The organism is Stenotrophomonas sp. STEN225, assembly GCF_056756445.1.
This window is the reverse complement of sequence record NZ_JBRRBV010000011.1, coordinates 40866-65348: the sequence shown is the minus strand read 5'-3', so window position 1 is coordinate 65348 and position 24483 is coordinate 40866. Positions and strand designations below refer to the sequence as shown.

Genomic DNA, 24483 nt, shown 5'->3' with positions numbered 1-24483 from the left:
GCAGCCAAGGACATCGGATGTCGCTTCAACCGCCCCGGCACCGCCCTGCCACGCCGCTCAACCCGGAGGATTTCGTGCGGCCGCTCGGCCTGGCGTCGCTGCTGATCTGCGCAGCGTTCGTGGTGGCCATGGCGATTCAGGCGCTGGTGGTCTGGCAGCTGTCCGGCGGCCCGTTCTGGCGGTGGATGCTGCTGTCGGCCACTGAACAGCAGTTCCCGCCAAGCGTGCTGTGGATCCTGCGCAAACCGGTGGACGCTACCCTGTGGCTGATGCTGTCAGCGATCCCCGCCGTGCTTTCCAGCTGGGGATTCGCCCGGCGACGTCGCTGGGGCCTCTGGAGCTACGTGGCATTGCTGTGGCTCTCGGCCCTGGCAAACTTCGCCGTCGCCGGGTGGCTGGACAGCGTCGTCGCCGACGTCATCGGGCGTATCGTCGATCCAGACACACTGCGCGAAGCGCGAACCCAGCACATCCTCATGTCGCTGACCCTGTTCGGCGGCGCCTTCGCCCTGCTCGTCGCGCAGGGCTGGCTGGCCTGGCGCCTGCTGCGGCCGGATATCCGCTCCTGCTTCCACTGACCTGCCCTCACCCGCGGCGTGCGGCAGGCCCTGCGGTAAAGTACGCGTCATGAACGAATTCGAGCGCGTGCGCGCCTACCTGACCGACCTGCAGGACCGCATCTGTGCGGCGATCGAAGCGGCCGACGGCCAGGCCCGCTTCCAGGAAGACCTGTGGCAGCGCGCTGAAGGCGGGGGTGGCCGTACCCGCGTGCTGCGCGACGGCGCGGTGTTCGAACAGGCCGGAATCGGCTTCTCGGATGTCTCCGGCAGCCGCTTGCCGCCGTCGGCCTCGGCCAACCGACCGGAGCTGGCCGGCGCCTCCTGGCGCGCCACCGGCGTATCGCTGGTGTTCCACCCGCTCAACCCCTATGTGCCCACCACCCATGCCAACGTGCGCTTCTTCCAGGCGCAGCGCGACGGCGAAGTGGTGGCCAGCTGGTTCGGGGGTGGTTTCGATCTGACCCCCTTCTATCCCTTCGACGAGGACGTGCGCCATTGGCACCAGGTCGCCCACGACCTGTGCGCGCCGTTCGGTGAAGAGCGCTACAGCGCGCACAAGCGCTGGTGCGACGAGTACTTCTTCCTGCGCCACCGCAACGAAACGCGCGGCATCGGCGGCCTGTTCTTCGACGATCTGCACGGCGATTTCGAACGCGACTTCGATTACCTGCGGGCGGTCGGCGACGGCTTCCTCGATGCCTATCTGCCGATCGTGCAGCAGCGCAAGGACATCGCCCATGGCGAGCGCGAGCGCGAATTCCAGCTGTACCGGCGGGGCCGCTATGTGGAATTCAACCTGGTCTACGACCGCGGCACGCTGTTCGGCCTGCAGAGCGGCGGCCGCAGCGAGAGCATCCTGATGAGCCTGCCGCCGCGGGTCCGCTGGGAATACGGCTTCACCCCCGAGGCGGGCAGTCCGGAAGCCCGGCTGGCCGATTACCTGGTCCCGCGCGACTGGCTCTAAGGCATCTCGCGGGGCGGCGTGGCCGTCCCCGCACGCATGCCGCCGGCCCTACGCGTCCGTGTGCCGGGCGATGATCGTGATGTGGCCGGTGGTTTCCAGCAGCGCCACCTGCACATCATCGATGCGCAGGCAGCCCTGCTGGCGCATGGCGGCATCGAAATCGGCCCGGCTGATCAGTTCGCGGCGCAGAACATCCCGCAACAGGGTGCCGTCACGGGCGATCACCACCGGTTCCCCCTCGATCAGGCGCTCCAGGCGGCGGTTGCGGGTGGTCACCCAGCCCACGCCGTAGTTGAGCAGGATCAGGGTCGCGGCGAGCAGCAGGCCACCGCCCAGGGACGTGTCCTGGCCCAGCAGCGCGTTCTGCACCGCGTTGCCCAGCAGCACGATCAGCAGCACGTCGAACGGGGTGATCTGCCCCAGCGCGCGCTTGCCGCTGAGGCGCACCAGGCCCAGCACGACGGTGTAGACCACCACCGCGCGCAGGATGAACTCCCACCACGGCATCGCCAGTGCGAACAGATCGTGCATTGCGGGCTCCCCTGCTGGGCGGTGGCCCAGCCTAGCAGCCGGCAGCCTGCCGGCGGCGCAAATAAAAAGCCCCGCTGACCAGGGGGAGGTCAACGGGGCCGGGGAACGGGCACTTGGGGAGGAGTCCCCGTTCCGAGATCTGCTCCAGGGGATGGGAGAGATCCACAACAGGCATTGCGCCTGTCGAGAGCTATAGAACCACTCCGAACACTAACGGTTCGTGAAGGGAGCCAATTTAATGAACCGCAATGGGGCGAGTATTCATGGCCGAGTCAGAAACTGTGGCCAGATGAACAAATTCACGTCGTTTCAGGACCGAAAGCGACTCAGTGTGCCTCGTCCCAGTTCTTGCCTATGCCGGTGTCGACCACCAGAGGGACACGCAACTGTGCCGATTGCGACATACGCTGCACCACATTTTCCCGCAGCTCCTCGACAAACGCAGTCTCGGTTTCGAACACCAGTTCATCGTGCACCTGCAGGATCATCCGCGCCGGCGCCCCGCTGTCGCGCAGCCAGCGGTCAACATCCACCATCGCGCGCTTGATGATGTCGGCAGCGGTGCCCTGCATCGGCGCGTTGATCGCCGCGCGTTCAGCACCGGCACGCAGGCCCTGGTTGCGTGCATGGATATCGTTCAGATACAGGCGGCGGCCGAACAGCGTCTCCACATAGCCCTGGTCACGGGCCTGCTGGCGCATCCGCTCCATGAAGTCACGCACGCCCGGGTAACGGCTGAAGTACAACGCCACATAATCCTGCGCCTGGCCCCGGTCGATGCCCAGGTTGCGGGCCAGGCCGAAGGCACTCATGCCGTACATCAGGCCGAAATTGATCGCCTTGGCCGCGCGGCGCTCGTTCGGCGTCACCTCGTCCAGGGTGCGGCCGAACACTTCTGCGGCGGTGGCGCGGTGCACGTCGGCGCCCTGCTCGAAGGCGCGCACCAAGCCCGGGTCTTCGGACAGGTGGGCCATGATCCGCAGTTCGATCTGTGAATAGTCGGCGGCCAGCAGCTGGCAGCCCTCCGGTGCGACGAAGGCGCGGCGGATGCGGCGGCCATCTTCGGTGCGGATCGGGATGTTCTGCAGGTTCGGGTCCGAGGAGGACAGGCGGCCGGTGGCAGCGCCGGACTGGTGGTAGCTGGTGTGCACCCTGCCGGTATCCGGGTTGACCATCTCCGGCAGCTTGTCGGTATAGGTGCTGCGCAGCTTGGCCAGGCCACGGTAATCGAGGATCACCCGCGGCAGCTCATGCTGGTCGGCGATCGCCTCCAGCGCCTCTTCATTGGTGCTGGGCTGGCCCTTCGGAGTCTTCACCACCGCCGGCAGCTTCAGCTCGTCGAACAGCACGGCCTGCAGCTGCTTCGGCGAATCCAGGTTGAAACTGCGCCCGGCCAGCTCGGTGGCCTTCTGCTGCGCGGCCAGCATGCGCGAAGACAGGTCCTGGCTCTGCCGGCGCAGCTCGTCGGCATCGATGCGCACGCCGTTGGCCTCGATGCTGGCCAGTACCGGCACCAGTGGCATCTCGATGTCGCGGTACACGCTGTCCAGGGCCGGTTCGGCCAGCAGCTGCGGTTGCAGCGCGCGGTGCAGGCGCAGGGTGATGTCGGCGTCCTCGGCCGCATAGCGGCTGGCCTCGTCGATGCCCACCTGCGAGAACGGAATCTGCTTGGCGCCCTTGCCGGCCACGTCCTCGAACTTGATGGTGGTGTAGCCCAGGTAACGCAGGGCCAGCGAATCCATGTCGTGGCGGGTGGCGGTGGAATTGAGCACGAAGCTCTCAAGCATGGTGTCGTCGTGGTAACCCTGCACCTCGACACCGTGGCGCCGCAGCACATGCAGGTCGTACTTGCCGTGCTGGCCCAGCTTCTTCCTTGCCGGGTCCTGCAGCACCGGGCGCAACGCGTCCAGCACCTGCTGCAGCGGCAGCTGCGCCGGTGCGCCGGGGTAGTCATGGCCCACCGGGATGTAGGCCGCCCTGCCCGGCTCGACCGCCAGGCTGACACCGACCAGGCGCGCGCGCATCGCATCCAGCGCGTCGGTCTCGGTATCGAAGCTGATCAGGTCGGCCTGCTGCAGCCGCTCCACCCAGGCCTGCAGCTGTCCGCTGGTAAGCACGGTCTCGTATTCACCTGGCGCGGCCAGTGCCGGATCCAGCGTGCCCTCGGCCGGTGCCTCCGCACTGCCACGGGCGAAGCCGGCCGCCGTGCCACGCAGGCTCGGTGCCGCCTCGCTGGCCACGGCCGGTGCCGGCAGCGGCGCCCCCAGTTCCTTCAGCGCCTGGGTGAACCCGTAGCGCGTGTACAGCTCGGTCAGCGCCGGCACGTCCTGTTCGCGCAGCGCCAGCGTGGTCGGGGTGGCCTCCAGTGCGACGTCGGTGCGGATCGTCACCAGTTCGCGGTTCAGCGGCAGGCGCTCCAGCGCCGCACGCAGGTTCTCGCCGATCTTGCCCTTCATGGCCGGCGCGGCGGCCATCACGCCCTCCAGGTGCTGGTACTCCGCCAGCCACTTGGCGGCGGTCTTCGGCCCGCACTTCTCCACGCCCGGCACGTTGTCGACGCTGTCGCCCATCAGCGCCAGCAGGTCGACGATCTGGTCGGCGCGCACACCGAACTTCTCCATCACCGCCGCGTCCGAATCCATGCGGCTGCCGGTCATGGTGTTGACCAGCTCGATGCCCGGCCGCACCAGCTGGGCGAAGTCCTTGTCGCCGGTGGAAATCGTCACCTTCAGGTCCTGCGCCTGGCCCTGCAGGGCCAGCGTGCCGATCACATCGTCGGCTTCCACGCCCGGAACGCGCAGGATGCTGATGCCCAGCGCTTCGACGATGCGGCACATCGGCTCGACCTGGCTGCGCAGCTCGTCGGGCATCGGGGGACGGTTGGCCTTGTACTGGTCGTACAGGTCATCACGGAAGGTCTTGCCGGGCGCATCGACGACGAACGCGACGTAGGCCGGCCGCTCCTTCAGCGTCGAGCGCAGCATGTTGACCACGCCGAACAGCGCGCCGGTGGGCTCGCCCTGTGCATTGGACAGGGGCGGCAGCGCGTGGAACGCGCGGTACAGGTAACTGGACCCGTCGATCAGGACTAATCTGCTCATGCAGCGATTCTACGCGCCTGTCCCTGCACAGCGGCGACACGGCGCATGCCCGACGATGGGGCATAATCGAATCTCTTTCCAGGCAAAGGACCACCGCCCATGAAGACTCTGATGCTGGCCTCCCTGCTCCTGCTTGCCGGCTGCGCCAGCATGGGTGGCGCCGGGGCGCCCCCGGTCGACGTCAAGGGCGCCGAGGTCTCCAGCCGCACCATGAGCAACGGCGACACCATCGAGGAGTACCGCGTGGCCGGGCAGCTGCGCATGGTCAAGGTGACGCCGTCGCGGGGTGCCCCGTTCTACATGTACGACAAGAACGGCGATGGCCGCATGGACACCGACAAGGACGGCGTCTCGCCGGTGTACTGGAAGCTCTACAGCTGGTGATGTGACAGAGGTCGGATCCCTTTCCGCAGGATCCGACCCCAGCGAGCCCGGCTGCATAAAAGATGACGCCGGCGCGCATCCTGCGGCCGGCGTCGGTGTCCCCTCCCCGGGAACACGTGCCTCAGCGGATGACCAGCACCGGAAGCGTGCTGCGTGCCAGCACCTCGGCGGTCTGGCTGCCCAGCAGCACGCGGGTCACGCCACGACGGCCATGCGAGGTCATCACGATCAGGTCGCTGTTGCGCTCGGCAGCGGTCTCGATGATGCCGTCGGCCGCGTAGCGGTCCAGTACGTGCACCGGGTTGGCGGTAATGCCCTGTTCGGCGGCCTTGGCCAGCGCCGGCTGCAGCACCTTCTGCGCGCCTTCCTCGCGGTCGGCCTTGTACTCGGGGCTGTTCATGTAGCCCACGCTCCAGCCCATGGCGTCGTACATGCCGACGGCCCACGGCTCGGAAACGGTGACGATATCGACCTCGGCGTTGAGGTCCTTGGCCAGCTCCAGGCCCTTGGCCAGGCCCTTGTCGGCCAGCTCGGACCCGTCGGTGGCGATCAGGATGCGCGTGTACATGGTAGGGCTCCGTGGCAATCCGCCGGATGGGAACGCCACCATTGCACACCCGATGTGCACGTGGCGCTTTGAGCAGGATCAATCCGGCGCCTGTAGAGCCGAGCCCATGCTCGGCTCCGGATGGATGAGCCGAGCGTGGGCTCGGCTCTACAGGTGGCCCTCTCAGGCGATCTGCACCACGCGTGCGTTCTGGCACAGCGGGTAGCTGGCCACGAACCCGGCGATCGCATCACGCATCGCCTCGAACGACTGGCCGTACATGTACAGCGCGGTCTCGGTCGGGCCCTGCCACCAGCTGCAGATCTCGCCCAGGCCATCGATGCGTTCGGACAGCTGTTCGAACACATGGTTGGAATCGCATTGTTCGTAGACCTCGTCCGGCAGGTTCTGGCCATCCAGATAGATGCCCAGGCCTTCGGTGACGCCGAAACCGCGGTCGCCGTCCCCGGCGCCCTGCACCTTCGATCCCTTCGGCGCACCCAGCTGCTCCAGCAGATCGATCAACTTCGGCACACCTGCCGCGTCATGAAGCGCCACCTCGATGTCGCCGTACTCGACCTCGCCGTCATCGGAGAGGGCGGTCCCGCCGCCGGTGATTTCGCCCACTTCGGCGGCCTGCAGCAGCGCGTCGAGCGGATCCTCGAACAGCTCGTGGCGATGCTCAGGCTGCAGCCTGGCGTTCAAGGTCACGGTGACATGCAGCGTGGGCTCGGTCATGGGGGCATTCCTGGAAGAGATGCCGCCTATTGTAGAGCCGAGCCCATGCTCGGCTGCTTTCCCCGCCGGAAGCAGCCGAGCATGGGCTCGGCTCTACAGGTATCCCAGCGACCCCTCGACGGGAATCAGATCACCGTCAGGTTGGCGTAGGCCATCACCAGCCACTTGCTGCCGGCGTCGGCGAACTCGACCTGCACGCGGGCGTGGGCGCCGTTGCCTTCGTAATCGGTCACCATGCCTTCGCCGAACTTGGGATGGCTGACCAGCGCGCCGAGCTTGATCGGCGGCAGCTCGATGGCGGCATGCCCCATCACCCGGCTGCTGCCCAGCGACGCGGGACGCGAGACCTGCACCTTCGGCCGCACTTCATGCAGCAGCCCGCGTGGAATCTCACGCAGGAATCGCGAAGGCAGGCTGTAGTTGTCCTGGCCATGGATGCGGCGTGATTCGGCGTAGCACAGCACCAGCTTCTGCCGCGCCCGGGTGATGCCCACATACGCCAGGCGCCGCTCTTCCTCCAGCCGGCCGCTTTCTTCCAGCGAACGCGCGCTCGGGAACAGGCCATCCTCCATGCCGGCCAGGAACACCAGGGGGAATTCCAGGCCCTTCGCCGAATGCAGGGTCATCAGCTGCACGCCGTCCTCGCCGGCCTGCGCCTGGCCCTCGCCGGCCTCCAGCGCAGCGTAGGCCAGGAACGCCACCAGCTCGTCCATGTCCTCGCCCACTTCCTCGATGTCATCGGCACGCCGCACGAAGCGCGAGGCGACCGAGACCAGTTCGTCGAGGTTGTCGGTGCGCGATTCGGAGTCGAGCGAATTGCGGCTTTCCTTGCTCCAGTGCTCACGCAGCTGCGAGCGCGAGAGCACGTGGTCCACGCGCTCGGCCAGGGTCATGTCCCGGGTCTGCGCCTGCAGTTCGTTGACCAGCACCAGGAATCCCGCCAGTGCGTTGCGCGCACGCGCGGCCAGCGCATTGCCCTGGGTGACCAGCATGGTGGCTTCCCACAGCGAAATGCCCTGCGCTCGTGCCTCGCGCCGCACTTCGTCGAGGGTGCGCTCACCGATGCCGCGGGTCGGCGTGTTCACCGCGCGCTCGAAGGCGGCATCGTCATTGCGGTTGGAGAGCAGGCGCAGGTAGGCCAGCGCGTCCTTGATCTCGGCGCGTTCGAAGAAGCGCATGCCGCCGTACACGCGGTACGGCACCTGCTCGCTCAGCAGGGCTTCTTCCAGCGCACGCGACTGCGCATTGCTGCGGTAGAGCACGGCCACTTCGGTGTAGCTGCCACCATCGCGCACCCACTGGCGGGCACGTTCGACGATGTAGCGGGCCTCGTCCATCTCGTTGTACGCCGCGTACAGGTCGATCGGCTCGCCGTCACCGCTGTCGGTCCACAGCTGCTTGCCGATTCGATCGGGGTTGTGCGCGATCACCGCGTTGGCAGCACCGAGGATGTTGGCCGTGGAACGGTAGTTCTGTTCCAGGCGGATGGTCTGCGCGCCCGGGAAATCACGCAGGAAGCCCTGCACGTTCTCCACCTTGGCACCGCGCCAGCCGTAGATGGCCTGGTCGTCGTCGCCGACCACGAACACATGGCCGGACTCCCCGGCCAGCACGCGCACGAAGGCGTACTGGATGGCATTGGTGTCCTGGAACTCGTCCACCAGGATCTCGCGGAAGCGGGCGCGGTAGTGCGCCAGCAGGCCGGGATTGTCACGCAGCAGCTCATGCGCGCGCAGCAGCAGTTCGGCGAAGTCGACCAGGCCGGCACGGTCGCAGCGCGCCTGGTACTCGATGTAGGCCTGGCGCATGGTTTCCAGCCACGCATCGTGCGGCTCGGGCTGAATGTGCTGCGGGCGGCGGCCTTCATCCTTCTGTTCGTTGATCCACCACGCGATCTGCTTGGGCGGATGCTTGCCGTCGTCGATCTCCAGCGCCTGCACCACACGCTTGACCAGCCGCAGCTGGTCGTCCGAATCCATCACCTGGAAACCTTCGGGCAGCTTCGCGTCCTGCCAGTGCAGGCGCAGCAGGCGGTTGGCCAGGCCGTGGAAGGTACCGATCCACATGCCACGGCTGCCATGCGGCAGCTGTGCGTCGATGCGGTGGCGCATCTCGCCGGCGGCCTTGTTGGTGAAGGTCACCGCGAAGATGCCATGGGTCGGCACGCCTTCGACTTCATGCAGCCAGGCGATGCGGTGGGTAAGTACGCGGGTCTTGCCGGAACCGGCACCGGCCAGCACCAGGTGGTGGCCGGGGGGAGCGGAGACGGCTTCGCGCTGGGCCGGGTTCAGGCCATCAAGCAGGTGGGAGACATCCATGCCCCCATTTTACGGCATCGCCGTCGCGGCTCCTGCGACCACCTGGGTGGCCAGTGCCTGCGCCTGCTGGCGCAGTTCAGGCACCGCCAGGCTTTCCCACAGGCTGCCGATGCGCAGGCTGCCAAGTACGCCCAGCCGCGCCTGCGGCTGGCCGCCGGCGCTGCGCACGCGGTCGCCGGGCACCGTGCTGTCCAGGCCCAGCCCATGCGGCCCGGGACGGGCCAGGCCATCGGCCTGAAGCTGCTGCAGCAACGGATTGCGCAACGCGGTGGCGCGGGTCTCCACACCGGTGGCGTTGATCACACCCCCGATCGTCCACTGCTGCGGGTGTCCGGCCGCATCGTGGCCCGACAGCTGCAGCGCATCGCCCTCACGCCAGACCCGATCCAGGCGTGCGCGATGCACGCGCAGCTGACCGTTGGCCTGCAATGCGCGCAACTGTGCATCGACCTCTTCGGCGATGCGATGGCGATGTACATCCCAGTAGCGCACCCCATGGCGCAGGAACCGCCGCTGGTCGGCCTCGTCGAGGCTGCACCACAGCGCCTGTCCATGCGGACGGAGGCGGTCCATCACGCCCTGCCAGGGCAGGCCATCCGCCTCGGCCCGGCGCACCTGCCGGCGCAGCGTGCGCAGGCGCTGGCGCAGCGTCATCGGCAGCAGGGGGGCGGGGTCGAAATCCGGCAGGCCCGCGTGCGCGTGCGGCAGCGGCAGCAGGCCGTGACGGGAAATCACATGCAGCGGGCCGGTGTGACCGGCCGCGACCAGCGCCAGCACCGTATCAGCCATGCTCAGACCGGAACCGACGATGGCCAGCGCGTGCGCGCCTGCCAACGCGCGCACGCCGTCGTAGTCCCAGGCTTCGACCACGGTGTCGGCAGGCAGTCCATCGGCACCGGCCACCGGCAGCGGACGCATGCTGTTGCCGGTGGCGAGCACCCCCTGCGCGGCATGCCATGTGTGGCCATCGCCCAGCTGCAGGCGGTAACCGGAGTCATCCGGGGTGAGGCCCCGCACCGGCTGCGCGATCACCTGCAGCTGCGCCGGGCTGGCCGCAACCGCCTCCTGCAGACGCTGCTGCAGGTACGCGGCGAAATGATGGCGGCCGACATAACGCTCGCCCAGCACCTCGCGCGTCTCGCCCGGGTAGGCGTTGACGGCCATCAGGTAATCGAGGAAGTCAGCCGGCTGCTCGGCGAACGCACTCATTTTCGCCGCCGGCACATTCAGCAGGTGCTCCGGCCACGGCGTGGCATAGGCGATGCCCTTGGCCAGCTGCGAGGCGGGTTCGAAGATGGCCAGCGCCAGTGGCGACCGGGCCTGGCGCAGCACCTGGATCGCCACCAGCACCCCGGCCGCACCACCACCGATGATCGCCAGGTCCAGTTCGCCATTACACGGTGAATCAGTCATGTGCCGATTGTAGGCCATCGGCCATGACGGGCCGGAGTGCCGCCGCGTGCGCAATGATCGAGACCGCTCGAGCTCCGGCGCACCGGTTCACATCAACGCGTCGGCCAGGCGTGCGATGCCTTCGCGGCTGCGGCGCCAGGCAGGACGCTTGCGCCACTGCTGCAGATCGAGCTGGCGCGACTGGCGCAGGTAATCGTCTTCAATGGCACACAGCTGCGTCACCAGCACGCGGTCGTAGCAGACCAGACCGATCTCGGCATTCAGCGCGAACGAGCGGATATCCATGTTGATCGAGCCGAGCACCGCGATGTCTTCATCCACGCTCATGTGCTTGGCGTGCAGGAACTGCGGCTCGTACAGGGCAATGCGCACGCCACAGCGCAGCAGCTCGTCGTAGTAGGCCTCCTGCGCCCAGGCGGTCAGCCGCTGGTTGTTGCTGGCCGACAGGATCAGCTGCACCTGCACCCCGGACAGCGCGGCGATGCGCAGCGCGCTCAGGGTCGCTTCGTCCGGCACGAAGTACGGGGTGACCATCACCAGCCGCCGGCGGGCCAGATGGATCAGTGCGGCGACGGCATCACGCGCGTTGCTGTACGGATAGGCCGGCCCGCTGGGCAGCAGCTGGGTGGCAACATCGTCGCTGCACTCGGGTACGTCGGCAATGACGTCCAGGCGCTGGCCGGTCTCGATGTACCAGTCGCTGGCGAACACGGCTTCCAGGTGTGCCACCGCCGGGCCGCGCACACGCGCCACCAGCTCGCGGTTGGGATGGCCTGGCACGAACTCCGGCCGTGCCAGGTTCTGAGAACCGATGTAGCCCACTTCGTTGTCGATCACCGCAATCTTGCGATGGTTGCGCAGGTCCATGCGGCCGCTGCGGCGCCAGCGCAGCCCGCCGGGCAGCATCGCCCGCACTTCGATATCGCGCGCCTGCAGGCGCTTGCGGTAGGCGCGCAGGCCGCGCTTGGCGCCCACCGCGTCCAGCAGCACCCTGCACTGCACGCCGCGGGCGGCGGCACGCTGCAGCGCCTCGACGATGGCCTCGCCCACCGAATCGTCGAACATCAGGTAGTACAGCAGGTGCACGCGGTCTTCGGCCTGGTCGATGTCGGCGATGAGCGTGTGCAGCGATTCGTCGTAATCGGTGAGCAGATCGACGGCGTTGCCGTGCACCGGCATGAAATCGCCCTGGCGCTGCACCAGCGGCACGATTTCCGCACTGGCCGTATCCGGTTCCGGCTTCCAGCGCAGGCGGCGCTGCAGCGCCTGCTCTTCGCGGATGACCTGCGAGGCCTCGGCCTGGCGGCGGATGCGCTCGCGCGACAGCCACGGGTGGCCGAACAGCAGATACAGCGGCAGGCCCAGCAGCGGCACGAAACCGACCAGCAGCAGCCAGCTGCGGGCCGCGCCCGGCGTGGTGCGGGTCGGAATCCAGCACAGCGCGACCAGCCGGATCAGCCAGTCGATCAGCAGCAGATACGATCCCAGCAACCACTCAACCAGCATCGCGTCGTCCGTCGGCAGGTGATGGGCCATTCTGCCCAGCGGGGTGTGTAGAGTCGAGCTTGCTCGACTGCCTCAGCGCAGCCGGGCACGGGCTCGGCTCTACAAGGGAGGGCGGGCCTCAATGCCGCACCGGTACCTCGCACAGCTGGCGCACCGATTCGGCGTGGCGGCGGCCGTTGAGCGCCATGCAGGCAATGGCCTGCGCCGCCCGCTCCAGCTGCGCCTCCGGCAGCGGCGAGGAGGTACCCTTGCTCAGCGCCAGATGGTGGTCGCACAGCAGCAGCGCCATGCCTTCGATGCCTTCGAGCATGCGCTGCAGGCGCAGCCAGCCCAGTTCCAGGTCCTGCCGGTGTGATGGGGTGTTCATGCAGCCTCCTTCAACGGATCTGGCCACCGGTGAAGGTGGCGGACGATGCGTGGTTGCAATACCGGGGAACAAGCAACGGGAACAAACCGGCGGGCACACGGCCCCCACGCACCGCCCGCCAGAAGGCAGAGCGGGTCGCCAGCCGCTGCAAAAGCAGGGGCAGCGGCTGGCGAATTTACCGTTACTCGATTCCTCGGGATTGCAAGCCCGGCCGCTGCAGATGCAGCGGCTTGCCATCATGGACACAGCGAAGCCAGTGATTCCAATTGATTTGGATCGCGCGAACTGCCGGAACCGGTAGGAAGAATCACTTATCGCATTCGGCCCATGATTCCGCGCACTGCGCCATAGGCGACAGCCTGCGCAGGGAGTACGGCAGGGCCGGCCAAGGGTCGGCACCCACCAGACCAGACGACAGGCATGAAAAAACCCGCCACAAGGGCGGGTTTCTTCGCGGGGACCAGCAATCCGTGCGGATTACTTGATCTTGCCTTCCTTGTACAGGACGTGCTTGCGCACGACCGGATCGTACTTCAGGAATTCCATCTTCCCCGGGGTGTTCTTCTTGTTCTTGTCCGTGGTGTAGAAGTGGCCGGTACCGGCCGAGGAAATCATACGGACCTTATCGCGCTTGCCTGCCATGATGCTTTACTCCTCAGACCTTTTCGCCGCGCGCACGCAGCTCAGCCAGAACGGAATCGATGCCGTTCTTGTCGATGGTGCGCAGTGCATGCGCGGAAACACGAAGCTTGACCCAGCGGTTCTCGCTGGCCACCCAGAAACGGCGCTCGTGCAGATTCGGCAGGAAACGACGACGGGTCTTGTTGTTGGCGTGCGAGACGTTGTTACCCGTCTGCACTCGCTTGCCGGAAACCTGGCATACGCGGGACATTGCGCACCTCGATAGTAGTTGTTGTCAGCCCGTAGCCCGGGAGACGGCGGCCTCGGTGGTTGCCCACCACACGTCAAGAGAATCAAAGGGTTACGCTGGCGTTGGGCGGCCGGGGACGTGCTCCCGGGGGCGCCGCCCGGTAGAAAACCGGACACAGCGAGCCGCGCATGATGGCACCCCTTTGCCAAAGTTGCAACCCTCAATTCCCGCGCTCTACCGCGATGCCATTTGCGATGACCGCATTGGCATTGGCATTGGCATTGGCATTGGCATTGGCATTGGCATTGGCGTCGGCGTCGGCGTCGGCGTCGGCGTCGGCCCCAGCGTTCAGGTATGCAGCGTCTAACGTGTCCCACACCTGCCTGAGATGCTCAGCATATGAGGCTCTATAGTTCGCCGTCTCGACAACTCGCTCCAAACGATCCAGCCGCCTCAGTTTGAACCGCTCATGGTTATCTAACCAAAACCGTTTGAATCTAGCCGGATCCAATCCTTGCTCCAATGACTCTCGAGTTGGAACAGCACCTATTCCCTCATCATCGAAATAGTCACGAGAGAAGTTCGAAAGGCAGTAATCAGCGAAAACCATCATGGTTTCATCTTGATCTGAACTAAAGCAAAGTCCGAAAAGATAGGTATTCATGATCTCAGCTATACCCTGCTTGTCGGAATCACCCTTTACATCGTAAAAGCCACAGCCCACCCCACTACCAGTCGGCGGCAATGAATTTGACAGCTGGTAAGAGATGAACCCTGCGACGCCACCCCATTTGACGAGGGGCGCGGTGACGAAGTCCTCATTTGACGACTCCTTCCAGCATTCAATGAATACATTGGCCCCAGAATCAATGTATCTTTCTTTGAAAATCTGGAATGACTTCTGCGATATTAATCTCACGCCATCAATTACAAAAATATTCTCCTGTTTCGCGCGGCCGGACTGCATTGCAGGCTTGGCGTATATGTGCTCGCGCGCCAGCGCAAGATGAATATTCCTCAACTGATTTCCTCTATCGGCGCAGCAAAGAAGACGAAGCAGCATGACGTCATGGATCCCTTGCAACCCACGCCCAACTGCGCCGAGCCTATTTATCAATGACGCATCTCCGTTGCCAACTACAAGCTCCTGCAGCTGCGCGGCGGAATGCTGAAACTTCGGAGATGCGTGATCCAGGCCATCAAATATAGAGTTAGTAATTATTGCAAGCGAATAGATACAATTTGAACGATCTGAAGGAGACCCAACCGAACTAAATTTCGGCAGATTTTCAACGATGAAATCAATCATCTGCTCTTTAGCATCACGACTAAATTGATTAGCTGACGAGGCAAAGGCCGCAAGTAATTTCACTTGGGCTGAAAATTTTTCGTGAAGTACAGATTTTTCAATCTCAACGGACACCTCTGACCCCAAGGCAACCTGGTTCAGAATACTTTCGTAGACGACCTCAGTGGTAAGCGGATCAGGAACAACGAACCTAACAATCAGATCAAGGTAGTTGGCTAGATTTCTCCTTCCAGGGGAATTAAAGCATGCCAGCGAAATTAGCTGACCCCTAGTCGCCTTATCTTTATCAATACCTATGACGCCTACGTCAAACAACTGCTTTACCAAGTATTCAGAGTCCCTGCACAGGCCAGCAGCGTATTCGGAGAACTTGGCGCTATTTGCATAGAAGCCACCAGAAGACTCCACTGAGAATATTCCAGTTCGGCCCTCGCCCTCGTTGGAATATATTTCCCTAAACACTCCCGGAAAGTTTAGATGCAGCACAAGAAGATTAATAAGATCCGTTCTGTTAAAGTCCGTCTGATGCAACTCAATCCTCTCAATGCCCAACAGCAGCATCGCGTTAATAAGTCGCTTAATTTTCCTTATATTACCCACCATGCCAACATAATTCCCACCCGTACTGCCTTCCAGCAAATCCGCGAGATTGCTGAGAATTGACTGGAGACCTAGAACTCTCGCAGATCCGATTGATTTATCGTCTGAGGATAGCGCAGACCTCCACCCTCCACGCAGATATTCCGCTAGATCGCGGAGGTCCGCGAAAAGAGAGACTTTGGCGTTGATGAATTTTTCTAAATATTCTCGAGTCGACTGATCTCCAGACCTTTTGATTATTCTCTCAGTATCATAGACAAGGACATATGTTATGTTTGAGGCGAGCCGTGACCTGTGAATCATGAATAGAACCCGATTCATTACCTCGAACTCAACCCGATCGAGGTCATCCAGTACAATTATTGCCCTCCGACCATTCCTACGAAGGACTTCGTCAACATCAGCGACAATTTCATCAACCGTACTGGCATTGCTATCGATGGAGAGACGAACTCCAGGAATCGAAAAGCCGGGCTCAGCTTTAATCATTCGGGCGTATTTAGATGCTAACGGACGTAACTCAGGGGCAAAATGATCAATCCTGATTCGCCCGGATAGCTCTCGAATAAATGACCTGACTAAGTCGCCCTCACCTAAATATTTAATTGGCTCAAATCGAAATACAATTATTTCTTCATTCTTATCCCATTCGATTTGCGCGAAGTTCACAAAGCTGCTTTTCCCCACTCCCCAGGGGCCATCAATGCCGAACACCAACCCGCCAATCGCACTTTCTTTTGCTACCAGGTCAGCAAAACTCTTTGCTTGGTCGCTAGATTTCAATTGATCATTGTTGACGCTTTTCAGCTCATCATCTGGCAGGAACGAAACTCGCTCGTGGCGACTCAACTTAGCTCGACCTGTGGCCCGGACTGTTGCACTTCCGAGCCCGATCGTAGTCAGCAAATAGAAAGATACGCCCCAGGCCACATCTAAGTTCTCAATCCGATTTCCTAGCTGAAAGCTGGCCGCGATTTGCAGGGCAACGTATGCCCCTACAGCGGCTGAAATAAGCAGATCCAATCGACCGCTCTTCAGAATTCGCTTCAATTCCAGCCAGGTAAGTCGCTCATACAGATAGGTCGGAACAACGATTATTGAGCCGAAAACTAATAGGACCACCAGATGAAGGTTGTCCTCAAAAAGATGCTCATACATTGAGCTGCCTGCGATGTGCCCGACGCAGGTGACAGATGCAAGCAAGAATCCTGCTATTGCAGATCCGATCAGCAACTCAATCTCCGCGATCTTCACGGTTGCCACGCTCTGTTTCATCGGCTCTAGCACGAATTTGGAAAGTAGAACTATGGCGCCTCATCATTAAAGAGGCAATGATGCGATTCCCTTCCATCGGCCATCTTTGTCAGTAGAGAGCCTAGCTCCTCAGACAGTCCGTACATCAGATTAAGTTTGGGTATGCGCTCTACTTTCCGAGCACCTCCACCACCCAATCAATGAACACCCGCAGCCGCTGGCTCATGTGCCGGTTCGGCGGGAACATGACGTGCATCGGCATCGGCGGCAGCTGCCAGTCCTCCAGTACTGGCAGCAGCTCACCACGCGCAACGTGCGGTTCGGCCATGTAGCGGGGCAGCGCCACCACGCCCAGCCCCGCCAACGCCGCCGCCAGATAGGCGTTGCCATCATCGAAACCGACCGTGTAGCGGCCCTGCACCTCGATGCGCTCATCGCCACGCTGTGCACTGAATACCCTGGCGCGGCCACTGCGCGGGCTGAGGAAGCCGACCATGTGATGGTCGGGCCCTTCCAGCGCACGCGGATCGGCCGGCACACCGAAACGCTGCACGTACACCGGGCTGGCGTGGAAACCGATCGGCAACGCCCCCAGCGGCCGCGCCACCAGTGCCGGATCGGTCGGGGTGCCGCCACGGATCACGCAGTCGACGTTGTCGGCGATGACATCGACCTCGCGATCACTCACGCCGATATCCAGCTGGATCTCCGGGTAGCGCGCCTGGAAATCCGGCAGCGCCGGTACCAGCCGCAGCCGTGCGTAGGGCCCGGGCACATCCACGCGCAGGCGCCCGCGCGGCTGGGTGGCCGCCTCGCCCAGCCCGCCCTCCACCTCGTCCAGTTCGGCCAGCAGCCGGGCGATGCGCGGGTAATAGGCCGCACCGTCGGCGGTGACGCTGACCCGCCGCGTGGTGCGGTTGAGCAGGCGCAGCCGCAGGTGCGCCTCCAGTTGCTGCACCAGCTGGGTGGCCGTGGTGCGGCTGATCTGCAGGGTGTGCGCGGCGCGGGTGAAGCTGCCGGTTTCCACCACCCGGGCAAAGGCCCGCATCGCCTCGAAACGGTCCATGGCTGGCCGCAATTGTTTGGAATTGGCAATCAATCTAGGCCGATCATCGCGGTTTATCCAGACAGCGCCGACGGGGAGGATGGTGTTCTCTCCCACGGGATCTTCCCCATGTCACAGCGCGATGTCGTTTTCCCCGCCGGGCGCCAGGCCCTCTATGAGCGCAACCGCTACTCGCCGGCGATCCGGTCCGATGGCTTCCTGTTCGTTTCCGGCCAGGTCGGCAGCCGCGAGGACGGTTCGCCCGAGCCGGATTTCGAGGCGCAGGTGCGCCGTGCCTTCGAGAATCTCAATGCGGTGTTGACTGCCGCAGGCTGCACATTTGATGACGTGATCGACGTGACCGTGTTCCTGGTCGATCCCGAGAAGAACTTCGAGAAGGCCTGGGCGATCGTGCCCGAGTACTGGGGCGAGGCGCCGCACCCGACCCTGACCGGTATCGGCGTGACGTGGTTGTACGGGTTCCAGTTCGAGATCAAGGTGATCGCGAAGCTGCCGTGACCCGGGTAGTGCCGGCCGCTGGCCGGCAATGCGATGGGATCAGAGCCCTTTCCAGAGAAAAGGGATCTGACCCCAGCGGCGAAAAGCGTGTCGACCAAGGTCGACACCTACCAGAGCACATGTGCGCGACGCACCCGAACGGCGGGTTGGGTCAGAGCCCTTTCCGGAGGAAAGGGATTCGACCCCGCGCCCGCCCAGCTGAACGGGAGATTCCGACGAATTCCCGAAGTGGCCATTGATATTGTATCCGGCGAAAACCGCTTGCTAGCCTCCCCTCCATGCGCCGGATCGCCCGCCACCTACGCTCGTACCTGCTGATGCTGCTGATGGCGGCATTCGTGGTCGTGCCGGTGGCCGACGCGCTGGCGTGCGCGGTGGAACCGCATGCCAGCGTGGCACATGTGGAGTCGGCGGCCGATGACACCGCAGGCGACAGTGACAGCAAGCACACCGGTGCCTGCACGCATAACCACTGCCACCATTCCACCTCCAGCCTGCCGGCGAACACCTTCGCCGCCTTCGATGCGCCGCTGCCGGCGCGCTGGATGACGGCCGGCGATGCGACGGCCTACGCCGTCGCCCAGGATGAACTGACGCGTCCCCCCCGGGCGTGAGCTGAGCGCGTCCCGCTGCTGCGGGCTCCCGTTTCACTCACAACCGGAATCCCCCTATGTCGATCCTGACACCACGGTCGCCGCGTGCGGCCGGGCTGGTCGTCGCCGTGTTGCTGGGCCTGGCCCCGGCGGCATCGGTGATGGCGCAAGCTGCTCCTTCCTACGACACCCTGCTTGAACGACTGGACCAGCTGCCCGGCGCCCGTGTGGGCTCGGCGCTGGCCGAGGCTGCCGACGCCCGCGCCGACCAGGCCCGTGCGCTGCCCAATCCTTCCCTTTCCTGGTCGGCCGAGAACGCGTGGGGCACCGGCTCCTACGGCGGCATGGGCAAGGCCGACAGTGTGCTCAGCCTGTCCCAGCCGCTGGAGGTCTGGGGCCAGCGCGGCGCGCGCGTACGTGCCGCCCGTGCCGAGGCCCAGGCCGCCAATCTGCGTGGCGCGCAAAGCCGCAGTGATGTTGCCGGCCAGCTGGCCGCGGCCTACGCACAGGCAGAGAGCGCATTGCGCCGCTACACCCTGGCCGAAGAGGCGCTGGCCCTGACCCGCGACGATGCCAAGGCCGTCAATGCCATGGTCAGGCAAGGGCGTGAACCGCAACTGCGTGCGGTGCAGGCGCAGAGCGAGGTGGCCAATGCCAGCGCCGCGCTGGACGAGGCGCAGGCCTTCCGCGACGCCGCGCTGGCGCGCCTGGCCGGCGCCGCGCTGCTGGATTCGCCGGTGCAGTCGATCGACAGCAGCCTGCTCGACCGCGCACCTCCGCTGCCACGCGGCGCCACCGATGCCGCACTCGCGGTGCGTATCGCCGAAGCCGAAGCCGATGCGGCCGGCCGGCTGGTGGACGTCGAGCGCAAGCGGGCGCTGCCCGACCTGAGCCTGACCGCCGGACAGACCCGCTTCCGCGAAGGCGGCGAACGCGCTTACACGCTCGGCGTCAGCCTAACCGTGCCGTTGTTCGACCGCAACCGGGGCGGCATCCGTGCCGCCAGTGCCGACCAGCGCGCGGCCGAAGCCCGCCTGGACCAGCAACGCCGCGACAGCGAGGCCGGACGGCTGTCGGCCATTGCCGGGCTGAAGGCCGCCAGCAGCCGCACCCGCGCCGCCGATGAAAGCGTGGTGGCGGCCGAGGAAGCCTATCGGCTGGCCCGCGTCGGCTTCGATGCCGGACGCATCTCGCAGCTGGAACTGCGCAGCACGCGCAGCGCGCTCATTGCCGCCCGCGGCACCGCGGTGGATGCACGCCTGTCGCGCGTCGCCGCTGAAATCGATCTTGCCCGCCTCGAGGGGCGCGCACCCTTTATGGAGGCCCCATGACACTGTCCCGTTCCTTTCCCCTGCTTGGCGGCGTCGTGCTGGCCGTTCTCCTCGCCGGCTGCGCCGGCAACGCACAGACACCGGAAACAGCCGATGCCACTGCAGCCAAAGCCGGCAGCGATGACGGCCACGGCCACGCAGCTGACAGCCCGGACGCCAAGGCCGAGGCTACCAAGGCACCGGCCGACGCCGACGAAGGCGTGGTGCAGCTGACGCCGGAACAGATCAAGGCGTCCGGTATCGAAGTGGTGGCCGTCGGACGCGGTGGTGGCGGCTCCACCCGCCTGTCGGGCCGTGTCGAACCATCGGTGGGCGCACGTGCCTCGGTGGCGTCCACCGTGAGCGGTCGCGTCGAACGTGTGCTGGTGGCACCAGGCACAGCGGTGAAGCAGAACCAGGCCCTGGCGATCGTGGTCAGCGGCGAAGCCGCCGTGTTCCGCGCCAACGCTCTGGCCGCATCGGCCGAAGCCGAGGCGGCACGCCTGGCCTACGGCCGCGACAAGGCGCTGGTCGAACAGGGCGTGGTCGCCCGCCAGGAGCTGGAAGCATCGCGCGCCCGTTCGCTGGCCGCACAGGCGCAGGCGACTGCCGCACAGGCGCAGGCCGCGGCCAACGGTGCGCCCGATGCCAGTGGCCGCGTGCGCATCACCAGCCCGGTGAGCGGCATCGTCGGCAACGTCCAGGTCACTCCAGGTGGCGTGGTCGCCGCAGGCAGCGCGGTGGCCGATGTCGCCGATCCGGCGATGAACGAGCTGGTGTTCACCGCACCGCCTGCGCTGGCCGCGCAGGTCACCCCGGGCATGACGCTGGAGGTCACGGTGCCGGGCGGCAGCTTCACCGCCACGGTCACCGGTTCTGCGGCTGACGTGCGCCAGCAGGGCGGCGTGGCGGTCATCCGCGCGACGCCGGTGGAGGCGGCCTTGCCGCCGGCCGGTTCGCCGGTCTCGGCCAGGGTGGTCACCGAAAGCCGGGAGGGTGCACTGAGCGTGCCAGCCGATGCCGTGCAGAACGTCGACGGCAGCAGCGCCGTGTTCGTCGCCGTGGAAGGCGGTTTCAAGGCACAGCCGGTGCTGGCCGGCCGTCGTGCCGGTGATCGCATCGAGATCCTGGGTGGACTGAGCGGCAACGAGCGCATCGTCGGCACCAATGCCTTCCTGCTCAAGGCCGAACTGGCCAAGGGCGAAGCCGAGCACGGCCACTGAGGAGGCGACCATGTTCAAGCTCATCATTGAATCAGCGGTGCGCTACCGCTGGCTGGTGGTGTTCCTGGCGGCGCTGATCGCGGCCTGGGGCCTGTTCCAGCTGGGCAAGCTGCCGATCGACGCCGTGCCGGACATCACCAACCGCCAGGTGCAGATCAACACGGTGGCACCTGCGCTGACACCGGAACAGATCGAGCGGCAGGTGACCTACCCGCTGGAAACCGCGCTGGCCGGCATTCCCGGCCTGACCACCACCCGTTCGCTGTCGCGCAACGGCTTCTCCCAGGTCACCGCGATCTTCACCGACGCGACCGACATCTACTTCGCCCGCCAGCAGGTGGCCGAGCGCATGCGTGAAGCGGCGGAAGATCTGCCCGATGGCGCGTCGCCGCTGCTGTCGCCGGTCACCACCGGCCTGGGCGAGGTGCTGATGTGGACGGTGGACTTCACCCCGTTCGATCCCGCCCGGCTGGCCAGACCGGGGGATGCGGGCTGGCAGGCCGGCGAGGTCTACCGGACGCCGGAGGGCAGCCTGCTGCGCACTCCGGAAGAACGCGCCACCTACCTGCGTACGGTGCAGGACTGGATCATCGCGCCGCAGATGCGCTCCAGCCCGGGATTGGCCGGCGTCGATACGGTCGGCGGGTACGTGAAGGAGTACGGCGTGCACCCGGACACTGCCAGGCTGGCTGCGCATGGCCTGGGCCTGGCCGACCTGGTCACGGCACTGCAGCGCGCCAACGTGCAGGCGGGTGCCGGTTTCGTGCAGCGTGCCGGCGAAGGCCTGGTGGTACGTGCGGACGGCCTGGCACTGACCACTGATGATCTGGCGCAGGCCCCCGTTGCGACCCGCAATGGCGTGGTGGTGCGCGTGGTCGACGTGGCCGATGTCGATCTCAGCCGTGCACCGCGCCTGGGCGCGGCCAGCCGCAATGGTCACGAGGCCGTGCTCGGTACCGCCCTGATGATCGCCGGTGGCAACAGCCGCACCGTCGCGCAGGCGGCAGCGGCGCGCCTGGAGCAGGTCAACAGGTCGTTGCCGGCCGACATCGTGGCCGTGCCGGTGCTGGACCGCAGCGTGCTGGTGAACTCCACCATCAGAACCGTGGCAAAGAACCTCACCGAAGGTGCGCTGCTGGTGGTGGTGGTGCTGTTCCTGCTGCTGGGCAACCTGCGCGCGGCAACCATCACCGCGCTGGTGATTCCGCTGTCGTTCCTGTTCGCCGTGATCGGCATGAACCGCTTCGGCATCAGCGGCAATCTGATGAGCCTGGGTGCGCTGGATTTCGGCATCCTGGTGGACGGTGCAGTGATCGTGATCGAGTCGACGCTGCTGATGCTGGGCCAGCGCCGCGCCGAACTGGGCCGTGCGCTGACCGCGATGGAACGTCTGCGCGTGGCGGCGGAGTCGGCGCGGAAGATGGCGCGTCCAGCGGCGTTCGGCCAGTTGATCATCCTGCTGGTGTTTGCGCCGATCCTGACCCTGGAAGGCGTGGAAGGAAAAACTTTTCATCCGATGGCCGCCACGTTCATGCTGGCTCTGGTGGGTGCCTTCCTGTTCTCCTTCACCTTCGTGCCGGCCATGGCTGCGCTGCTGGTGCGCGAGCCGAAGCTGAAGGAAAGCGGGGCGCACGCCGATGACGGCGAACACGAAACACGCCTGATCCGCGTGCTGCGCGCACGCATCGAACCGGTGATCCGCAAGGCGGTGGACCACCCGCGCTCGGTGCTGGCCGGCGCGGTGATGATGGTGGTGGTGGGCATCGGTTCGTTCTCGCTGCTGGGCCGCGAATTCATGCCGACGCTGGATGAGGGCAATGTGGCGATGCAGGCGTTGCGCGTACCGTCGACCTCGCTGGAGCAGTCGCTGGCGATGCAGCTGGCGCTGGAAAAGGCGATTGCCGGGCAACCGGAAGTGGAAACCGTGTTTTCGCGCACCGGTACCGCTGAAGCCGCGATCGACCCGATGCCGACCAACATCTCCGACAGCGTGATCGTGCTGAAGCCGCGCAAGGAGTGGCCCGATCCGACGCTGGACAAGGAGGCGCTGGTGGCGCGCTTCGAGGCGCTGGCCGGGCAGCAGCTGGGCAACAGCTTCGAGTTCAGCCAGCCGATCGAGCTGCGCTTCAACGAGCTGATCTCCGGCGTGCGCACCGACCTGGCGGTGATGATCTTCGGCGATGACTTCAGCCAGCTGCAGAAGGTGGCCGACCAGGTCGCGTTGAAGCTGCGTGCGGTGGACGGTGCGGCTGACGTGCGGGTGGAGCAGATTTCCGGCCTGCCGATCCTGAACGTGAAGATCGACCATGTCGCCGCCGCGCAGTACGGGCTGACCGCTGCGGACGTAAGCGATGCACTGGCCACCGGCATCGGTGGCACGGCGGCCGGCAAGATCTTCGAGGGCGACCGACGCTTCGACGTGGTGGTGCGGCTGGACGATGCCGCGCGCAACGATCCGGACCAGCTGTCATCGCTGCCGATCGCCACACCGGCCGGGCTGGTCATTCCGCTGTCCTCGGTGGCCCGCATCACGGTCAGCGAGGGGCCGAACCAGATCAGCCGCAACAATGGCAGCCGCCGGGTGGTGGTGCAGGCCAACGTGCGCGGCCGCGACCTGGGCGGCTTCGTCGGCGAAGCGCAGGCAGCGGTGGCCGACGTGGCGCTGCCGCCGGGCGCCTATCTCACCTGGGGTGGCCAGTTCGAGAACCTGCAGCGCGCGGAAAAGCGCCTGGCAACGGTGGTACCGGTCGTGTTCCTGCTGATCGGCAGCCTGCTGTTCATGGCCCTGCGCAGTGGCAAGGAAGCCGTGCTGGTGTTCAGCTGCGTGCCGCTGGCGCTGGTCGGCGGCATTCTCGCCCTGCTGCTGCGTGGCATGCCCTTCTCGGTATCGGCTGCGGTCGGCTTCATCGCCGTGTCCGGCGTGGCCACGCTGAACGGCCTGGTGTTGATGCAGGCCATCCGCGAGCGGCTCGATGCCGGTGACCCGCCCCTGCAGGCGGCAATCAACGGTGCCGCCAGCCGGGTCCGCGCGGTGCTGACCACGGCACTGGTGGCGATTGTCGGCTTCATTCCGATGGCGATCGCCAGTGGCTCCGGTGCGGAGGTGCAGAAACCGCTGGCGACGGTGGTGATCGGTGGCCTGATCACGGCGACCGCGCTGACCCTGCTGGTGCTGCCGACCTTCGCGGCGCGCGTGGCCAGACCGCGGCCGGTGCGCTGAAAGACGACGGGGCAGGATCATGTGATCCGGCCCCGTCTGCCGCGCTTCGCGCTCGCCGGGCGTGGCCCGGCGCTACCACCGCGCATTCCGGTAGCGCCGGGCCATGCCCG

20 protein-coding genes are annotated in these 24483 nt (G+C 65.4%); 8 read left to right on the top strand and 12 right to left on the bottom strand.

Features of this window, described 5'->3' with window-relative positions:
• Positions 1–17: 17 nt before the first annotated feature.
• Together ACVOJ1_RS12455 and hemF are read left to right on the top strand one after the other, a co-directional pair.
• Positions 18–578: a hypothetical protein gene (locus tag ACVOJ1_RS12455; protein WP_262100249.1), complete on the top strand. Its 561-nt coding sequence runs from the start codon at positions 18–20 to the stop codon at positions 576–578.
• Between the two features lie 49 nt (positions 579–627).
• Positions 628–1524, top strand: a complete 897-nt coding sequence (hemF, locus tag ACVOJ1_RS12450) for an oxygen-dependent coproporphyrinogen oxidase (RefSeq protein WP_053519927.1) — start codon at positions 628–630, stop codon at positions 1522–1524.
• Between the two features lie 48 nt (positions 1525–1572).
• Here the strand turns inward: hemF and ACVOJ1_RS12445 are convergent, their stop codons facing one another.
• Positions 1573–2055 (bottom strand): DUF421 domain-containing protein, encoded by a 483-nt coding sequence (locus ACVOJ1_RS12445; RefSeq protein ID WP_053519928.1) that lies wholly within the window; start codon positions 2053–2055, stop codon positions 1573–1575.
• Between the two features lie 326 nt (positions 2056–2381).
• Positions 2382–5156 carry a DNA polymerase I gene (gene polA, locus ACVOJ1_RS12440; protein WP_263176405.1) on the bottom strand — a complete coding sequence of 925 codons (2775 nt, stop codon included), beginning with the start codon at positions 5154–5156 and terminating at the stop codon, positions 2382–2384.
• A 99-nt stretch (positions 5157–5255) separates the two neighbouring features.
• On the opposite strand from polA, the gene ACVOJ1_RS12435 reads away from it, so the two are divergent.
• Positions 5256–5540, top strand: coding sequence for a DUF2782 domain-containing protein (locus tag ACVOJ1_RS12435; RefSeq protein ID WP_053519930.1), 285 nt, complete (start codon positions 5256–5258; stop codon positions 5538–5540).
• Between the two features lie 121 nt (positions 5541–5661).
• Here ACVOJ1_RS12435 and ACVOJ1_RS12430 read toward each other — a convergent pair whose 3' ends face one another.
• From ACVOJ1_RS12430 to ACVOJ1_RS12385, 10 genes are all read right to left on the bottom strand, one after another.
• Complete coding sequence (locus tag ACVOJ1_RS12430; protein ID WP_053519931.1) at positions 5662–6108, bottom strand: universal stress protein; 447 nt, start codon at positions 6106–6108, stop codon at positions 5662–5664.
• 162 nt (positions 6109–6270) lie between these two features.
• Complete coding sequence (locus ACVOJ1_RS12425; protein WP_049433087.1) at positions 6271–6825, bottom strand: hypothetical protein; 555 nt, start codon at positions 6823–6825, stop codon at positions 6271–6273.
• A 125-nt stretch (positions 6826–6950) separates the two neighbouring features.
• Entirely contained in the window at positions 6951–9143 is a 2193-nt protein-coding gene (gene uvrD / locus ACVOJ1_RS12420) for a DNA helicase II (protein WP_053519932.1), read from the bottom strand.
• Positions 9144–9152: 9 nt separating this feature from the next.
• A complete protein-coding gene (locus ACVOJ1_RS12415) occupies positions 9153–10574 on the bottom strand; it encodes an FAD/NAD(P)-binding protein (RefSeq protein WP_346480496.1) in 1422 nt (473 codons plus the stop codon).
• A gap of 69 nt (positions 10575–10643) precedes the next feature.
• Positions 10644–12062, bottom strand: a complete 1419-nt coding sequence (gene cls, locus ACVOJ1_RS12410; RefSeq protein ID WP_053519935.1) for a cardiolipin synthase — start codon at positions 12060–12062, stop codon at positions 10644–10646.
• Positions 12063–12180: 118 nt separating this feature from the next.
• Positions 12181–12429 (bottom strand): hypothetical protein, encoded by a 249-nt coding sequence (locus ACVOJ1_RS12405; RefSeq protein WP_346480495.1) that lies wholly within the window; start codon positions 12427–12429, stop codon positions 12181–12183.
• A 477-nt stretch (positions 12430–12906) separates the two neighbouring features.
• A complete protein-coding gene (gene rpmG / locus ACVOJ1_RS12400; RefSeq protein WP_169411268.1) occupies positions 12907–13074 on the bottom strand; it encodes a 50S ribosomal protein L33 in 168 nt (55 codons plus the stop codon).
• Positions 13075–13084: 10 nt separating this feature from the next.
• The gene (gene rpmB / locus ACVOJ1_RS12395) at positions 13085–13321 is read right to left on the bottom strand and encodes a 50S ribosomal protein L28 (protein WP_005411638.1); all 237 of its coding nucleotides are present in this window, start codon (positions 13319–13321) and stop codon (positions 13085–13087) included.
• A 199-nt stretch (positions 13322–13520) separates the two neighbouring features.
• Complete coding sequence (locus ACVOJ1_RS12390) at positions 13521–16472, bottom strand: P-loop NTPase fold protein (protein ID WP_346480494.1); 2952 nt, start codon at positions 16470–16472, stop codon at positions 13521–13523.
• 160 nt (positions 16473–16632) lie between these two features.
• Positions 16633–17529, bottom strand: a complete 897-nt coding sequence (locus ACVOJ1_RS12385; RefSeq protein ID WP_128987627.1) for a LysR family transcriptional regulator — start codon at positions 17527–17529, stop codon at positions 16633–16635.
• Between the two features lie 108 nt (positions 17530–17637).
• Here ACVOJ1_RS12385 and ACVOJ1_RS12380 point away from each other — a divergent pair, with 108 nt between their 5' ends.
• The 5 genes from ACVOJ1_RS12380 (at position 17638) to ACVOJ1_RS12360 (ending at position 24373) form a co-directional block, all read left to right on the top strand.
• The gene (locus ACVOJ1_RS12380) at positions 17638–18027 is read left to right on the top strand and encodes a RidA family protein (RefSeq protein ID WP_128987626.1); all 390 of its coding nucleotides are present in this window, start codon (positions 17638–17640) and stop codon (positions 18025–18027) included.
• A 278-nt stretch (positions 18028–18305) separates the two neighbouring features.
• Complete coding sequence (locus ACVOJ1_RS12375; RefSeq protein ID WP_053517722.1) at positions 18306–18641, top strand: hypothetical protein; 336 nt, start codon at positions 18306–18308, stop codon at positions 18639–18641.
• 56 nt (positions 18642–18697) lie between these two features.
• Positions 18698–19951, top strand: a complete 1254-nt coding sequence (locus ACVOJ1_RS12370; protein ID WP_053517721.1) for a TolC family protein — start codon at positions 18698–18700, stop codon at positions 19949–19951.
• Entirely contained in the window at positions 19948–21153 is a 1206-nt protein-coding gene (locus ACVOJ1_RS12365) for an efflux RND transporter periplasmic adaptor subunit (RefSeq protein WP_128987624.1), read from the top strand. The genes ACVOJ1_RS12370 and ACVOJ1_RS12365 overlap by 4 nt, the downstream gene beginning before the upstream one ends.
• A 10-nt stretch (positions 21154–21163) precedes the next feature.
• Positions 21164–24373 carry an efflux RND transporter permease subunit gene (locus ACVOJ1_RS12360; protein WP_346480493.1) on the top strand — a complete coding sequence of 1070 codons (3210 nt, stop codon included), beginning with the start codon at positions 21164–21166 and terminating at the stop codon, positions 24371–24373.
• The last annotated feature ends 110 nt before the right edge of the window (positions 24374–24483 follow it).

Excerpts from the sequence above, each read along its gene's own strand:
- ACVOJ1_RS12455 (WP_262100249.1), top strand. The coding sequence starts at position 18 with ATGTCGCTTCAACCGCCCCGGCACCGCCCTGCCACGCCGCTCAACCCG.
- hemF (WP_053519927.1), top strand. The coding sequence starts at position 628 with ATGAACGAATTCGAGCGCGTGCGCGCCTACCTGACCGACCTGCAGGAC.
- ACVOJ1_RS12445 (WP_053519928.1), bottom strand. The coding sequence starts at position 2,055 with ATGCACGATCTGTTCGCACTGGCGATGCCGTGGTGGGAGTTCATCCTG.
- polA (WP_263176405.1), bottom strand. The coding sequence starts at position 5,156 with ATGAGCAGATTAGTCCTGATCGACGGGTCCAGTTACCTGTACCGCGCG.
- ACVOJ1_RS12435 (WP_053519930.1), top strand. The coding sequence starts at position 5,256 with ATGAAGACTCTGATGCTGGCCTCCCTGCTCCTGCTTGCCGGCTGCGCC.
- ACVOJ1_RS12430 (WP_053519931.1), bottom strand. The coding sequence starts at position 6,108 with ATGTACACGCGCATCCTGATCGCCACCGACGGGTCCGAGCTGGCCGAC.
- ACVOJ1_RS12425 (WP_049433087.1), bottom strand. The coding sequence starts at position 6,825 with ATGACCGAGCCCACGCTGCATGTCACCGTGACCTTGAACGCCAGGCTG.
- uvrD (WP_053519932.1), bottom strand. The coding sequence starts at position 9,143 with ATGGATGTCTCCCACCTGCTTGATGGCCTGAACCCGGCCCAGCGCGAA.
- ACVOJ1_RS12415 (WP_346480496.1), bottom strand. The coding sequence starts at position 10,574 with ATGGCCTACAATCGGCACATGACTGATTCACCGTGTAATGGCGAACTG.
- cls (WP_053519935.1), bottom strand. The coding sequence starts at position 12,062 with ATGCTGGTTGAGTGGTTGCTGGGATCGTATCTGCTGCTGATCGACTGG.
- ACVOJ1_RS12405 (WP_346480495.1), bottom strand. The coding sequence starts at position 12,429 with ATGAACACCCCATCACACCGGCAGGACCTGGAACTGGGCTGGCTGCGC.
- rpmB (WP_005411638.1), bottom strand. The coding sequence starts at position 13,321 with ATGTCCCGCGTATGCCAGGTTTCCGGCAAGCGAGTGCAGACGGGTAAC.
- ACVOJ1_RS12385 (WP_128987627.1), bottom strand. The coding sequence starts at position 17,529 with ATGGACCGTTTCGAGGCGATGCGGGCCTTTGCCCGGGTGGTGGAAACC.
- ACVOJ1_RS12380 (WP_128987626.1), top strand. The coding sequence starts at position 17,638 with ATGTCACAGCGCGATGTCGTTTTCCCCGCCGGGCGCCAGGCCCTCTAT.
- ACVOJ1_RS12375 (WP_053517722.1), top strand. The coding sequence starts at position 18,306 with ATGCGCCGGATCGCCCGCCACCTACGCTCGTACCTGCTGATGCTGCTG.
- ACVOJ1_RS12370 (WP_053517721.1), top strand. The coding sequence starts at position 18,698 with ATGTCGATCCTGACACCACGGTCGCCGCGTGCGGCCGGGCTGGTCGTC.
- ACVOJ1_RS12365 (WP_128987624.1), top strand. The coding sequence starts at position 19,948 with ATGACACTGTCCCGTTCCTTTCCCCTGCTTGGCGGCGTCGTGCTGGCC.
- ACVOJ1_RS12360 (WP_346480493.1), top strand. The coding sequence starts at position 21,164 with ATGTTCAAGCTCATCATTGAATCAGCGGTGCGCTACCGCTGGCTGGTG.